The sequence below is a fragment of the Variovorax sp. 20P10.2.4 genome (genome assembly GCF_058244205.1).
The window spans coordinates 1-3,784 of sequence record NZ_JBZAYE010000672.1; the positions used below are offsets into that span (position 1 = coordinate 1).

Annotated in this window: 4 protein-coding genes; all 4 read left to right on the plus strand. The window is 70.2% G+C overall.

Features of this window, described 5'->3' with window-relative positions:
• The coding region (locus AC27VN_RS35425; protein ID WP_490879639.1) for an amino acid ABC transporter substrate-binding protein at window positions 1–1,055 on the plus strand (1,055 nt) is incomplete at its 5' end.
• 4 nt (window positions 1,056–1,059) lie between these two features.
• Window positions 1,060–1,935 carry a branched-chain amino acid ABC transporter permease gene (locus AC27VN_RS35430; RefSeq protein ID WP_431510739.1) on the plus strand — a complete coding sequence of 292 codons (876 nt, stop codon included), beginning with the start codon at window positions 1,060–1,062 and terminating at the stop codon, window positions 1,933–1,935.
• Entirely contained in the window at window positions 1,932–2,876 is a 945-nt protein-coding gene (locus AC27VN_RS35435) for a branched-chain amino acid ABC transporter permease (protein ID WP_490879640.1), read from the plus strand. The genes AC27VN_RS35430 and AC27VN_RS35435 overlap by 4 nt, the downstream gene beginning before the upstream one ends.
• Window positions 2,869–3,627 (plus strand): ABC transporter ATP-binding protein, encoded by a 759-nt coding sequence (locus AC27VN_RS35440; RefSeq protein ID WP_490879641.1) that lies wholly within the window; start codon window positions 2,869–2,871, stop codon window positions 3,625–3,627. The genes AC27VN_RS35435 and AC27VN_RS35440 overlap by 8 nt, the downstream gene beginning before the upstream one ends.
• Window positions 3,628–3,784: the final 157 nt, after the last annotated feature.

A 3,784-nucleotide genomic window follows, 5' to 3' on the forward strand; every position in this document is an offset into this window, starting at 1 on the left:
CGGGCGCGCAGGTGAGCCAGGAGCCCAACTACCTGCTGTGGGCCGAGCAGGTCAACGCGGCCGGCGGCCTCGCGCTGAAGGGCGGCGCCAGGCGTCCGATCGAGCTGATCGGCTACGACGACCGCAGCGAGACCGAGACCTGCGTGCGCACCTTCGAGAAGCTCATGGGCAGCGACAAGGTCGACCTGGTGCTGCCGCCCTGGGGCTCGGGCGCCAACTTCGCGGTCGCGCCGCTGGCCAACCGCTTCGGCTATCCGCTGCTCGCGCCCACCGCGCTGTCGCGCAAGCTCATCGACATGCGGCTGCCCTACTTCTTCTCGCTGCTGCAGCAGCCCGACAAGATGATGGGCGCGCTGGTCGACCTGCTGGTGGCCCAGGGCGCGAAGACCGTCGCCATCATCTACATGGACGACCTGTTCGGCCTCGAGAACTTCGCGGCGCTCAACAACGCGCTCAAGAAGACGCAGATCCAGGTGGTGGAGCGCAAGAGCTATCCGCTCGGCGTGAAGGATCTGGCGCCGGTGCTGCGCGGCATCAAGGACCTGAACCCCGACGCCTTCATCGGCATCACCTACCCGCCCGACACCATCCTCGCGAGCCGCCAGGCGCGCGAGGTGGGCTTCAACCCGAAGTTCTTCTATGCCTCGGTCGGTACCGCCTTCCAGTTGTACAAGAACGTGATGGCCGCCAACACCGAGGGCGTGATCGGCATGGGCTCGTGGAACGGCAAGACCAGCCCCGGCGCCAAAGCCTACTTCGACGCCCACACGAAGAAGTTCGGCAAGGAGCCCGACCGCTGGGCCAGCGGCCATGCCTGGGCCGGCCTCGAGATCCTGCAGCAGGCCGTGGCCAGCGTGGGGCTGGACCGCAAGGCGCTGCGCGAGTACATCGCGAAGACCGAGTTCGGGACCATCCTCGGGCCGATCCGCTTCGAGGGCAGCGAGAACGCGTCGGTGCCCGGCACCGTCGCGCAATGGCAGGGCGGCGAGTTCGAGGTCGTGTGGCCGAAGGACCGCGCCACCGCGCAGCTCGCGCCCAAGCCGGCCTGGAAGTAGTCGCATGTCCTTCGGAGGATGGGCCGAGCTGCTGGCCGGCGGACTGATCTCGGGCGGCATCTACGCGCTGGTGGCCATCGGCCTGAACCTGCAGTACGGGCTGATGCGCATCATGAACATTTCGCACGGCGAATTCCTGATGCTCGGCGCCTTCCTGACTTGGTGGGCCCACACCGCGCTGGGCATCTCGCCGCTCTTGTTCGTGCCGGTGGCCTTCGCGCTGCTGATGGCGCTGGGCATGGCGGTGCACTGGCTGTGCTTTCGCCAGGTGGCGGCGCGCGCGCCCAGCGTCGAGGTGTTCGAGGCGCGCAGCCTGATGGTGGGCTTCGGCCTGATGTTCCTGGTGCAGAACACCGCGCTGCTGGTGTGGGGCGGCGACCTGCGCGGCTACGACTACCTGGCCGAGCCGGTGCAGCTCGGCGCGATGCGCTTCACGGCCAACAAGCTGGTGCTGTTCGGGGTGGCGCTCGCGCTGAGCCTGGTGCTGGTGGCGCTGCTCAAGCGCACCCTGCTGGGCAAGGCGGTGCGCGCGCTGATGCAGTCGCCCACCGGCGCGCAACTGGTCGGCATCAACACCCGGCGGCTGCATCCGCTGATGTTCGGCATCGGCCTGGGCCTCTCGGGCGTGGCCGGCGCGCTGCTGTCGATGACCTACGAGATCTCGCCCTCGATGGGCGAGCCCTACACCGTGACCGCGCTGATCGTCATCACGCTCGGCGGCTTCGGCAGCATCGCCGGCAGCCTGGTCGGCGGCCTGCTGCTCGGCGTGGTCGAGGCGCTGGGCATGTACTTCACCAGCCCCTCGCTCAAGATGCTGCTGTCGTACGCCGTGTTCATCGGCGTGCTGATCTGGCGGCCCAACGGATTGTTCTCGCGATGAGCCTGCTGTCGTCTTCCTCGTCATCCTTTTCCGCGCGGCCTTGGCTGCTGCTCGGCGCCGCCGCCGCGCTCGCCGCCTGCGTGCCCTGGGTCGCCAGCGAGTTCCTGAGCTCGGTGGCGCTGGGCTGCCTGATGTACATCGCGCTGGCCACGAGCTGGTCGCTGTTCTGCGGCGCCACGCGCTACCTCTCGCTCGCCACCTCGGCCTTCTTCGGCCTCGGCGCCTATGCCAGCGCCGTGCTGCTCGACGTGCTGCCCTGGCCGCTGGTGATCCTCGGCGGCGCCGCCATCGCGAGCGCGGTCGCGCTGCTGATGGGCGCGGCCGTGCTGCACCTGCGCGGCACCTACTTCGCGGTGCTGACCTTCGGCATGACCGAGCTGATCCGGCATGCGCTGACCTTCGTCGAGAAGCAGGTCTCGGGCACCGTGGGCCGGGTGCTGACCGAGGTACCGTCCAACGAGACGGTCTACCTCACGGTGCTCGCGATCGCCGTGCTGGCGATCGCCACCGCGATGGCCGTGAAGCGCAGCCGCTTCGGCCTCGCGCTCGCGGGCATCGGCGCCGACGAGCAGCGTGCCCAGACCCTGGGCGTGGACACGCGGCGCGTGAAGATCGCCGGCTTCGCGCTGACGGCCGCCTTCGCGGGCGCGGTCGGCGCGGCGATGGCGGTGCGCTGGACCTACATCGAGCCGGCCGCCGTCTTCAGCCCCTTCATCGGCTTCCAGACCGTGCTGATCGCGATGATCGGCGGCGCCGCCAGCATCGGCGGGCCGGTGCTCGCGGCCGTGGTGTTCAGCGTGCTGTCCGAGACCCTGCGGCTGCAACTGCCCTACGGCTACATGATGGTGCTCGGGCTGCTGCTGATCCTGTGCGTGATGTACCTGCCCGAGGGGCTGGCGTCGCTGTGGCGGCGCAAGGCGAAGGGAGCGCGCCATGTCTGAGGCCGCGCGACCCCTGCTGCTCGAGGCGCGCGAGGTCAGCGTGCGCTTCGGCGGCCTCACCGCCGTCGACGCGGTCAGCGTCGCGCTGCATGCCGGCGAGCTGGTCGGCATCATCGGCCCGAACGGCGCGGGCAAGACCACCTTCTTCAACGCCATCTCGGGCGTGGTGATGCCCACCGGCGGTCAACTGCTGGTGGAGGGCGGCATCGACCTCACGCGCCGCGGCCCGCACCGCTTCGCCGCGCACGGCATCGCGCGCACCTTCCAGACGCCGCGCGTGATGGCCGGCATGAGCCTGGCGGACAACGTGCGCTTCGGCATGCAGTTCGCGGGCCGGCACCGCGCGCCGCTGCCGGGCCTCGCGAGCGTGCGGGAGATCCTCGACATGCTGGGCCTGGGCGCGTTCGCCGACCGGCTCGCGGCCGAGGTCACGCCCTCGCAGCAGCGGCTGCTCGAGATCGGCATGGCGCTCGGCACGCGGCCGCGCGTGCTGCTGCTCGACGAGGTGGCGGCCGGGCTCACCGAGGCCGAGGTCGAGGCCATGGCGCAGCGCATCCGCCGGCTGCGCGACGCGCACGGGCTCACCGTGGTGTGGATCGAGCATGTGGTGACCACCCTGCTCAAGTACGTCGAGCGCGTGCTGGTGCTGCACCAGGGCCGCAAGATCGCCGACGGCACGCCCGCCGAGGTGGTGCGCAACGCGGAGGTGATCGAGGCCTACCTGGGCGACGAGATGGAGGCCACGGTATGAGCGTTGCATCGAACGACGGCAGCCGCCTCGCCGTGCGCGGCCTGCGCGCCGGCTACCACGGCTTCGAGGTGGTGCAGGGTCTCGATCTCGAAGCCGTGCCCGGCGTGACCGTGGTGCTGGGCCCCAACGGCGCCGGCAAGACCACGCTGCTGAAGGC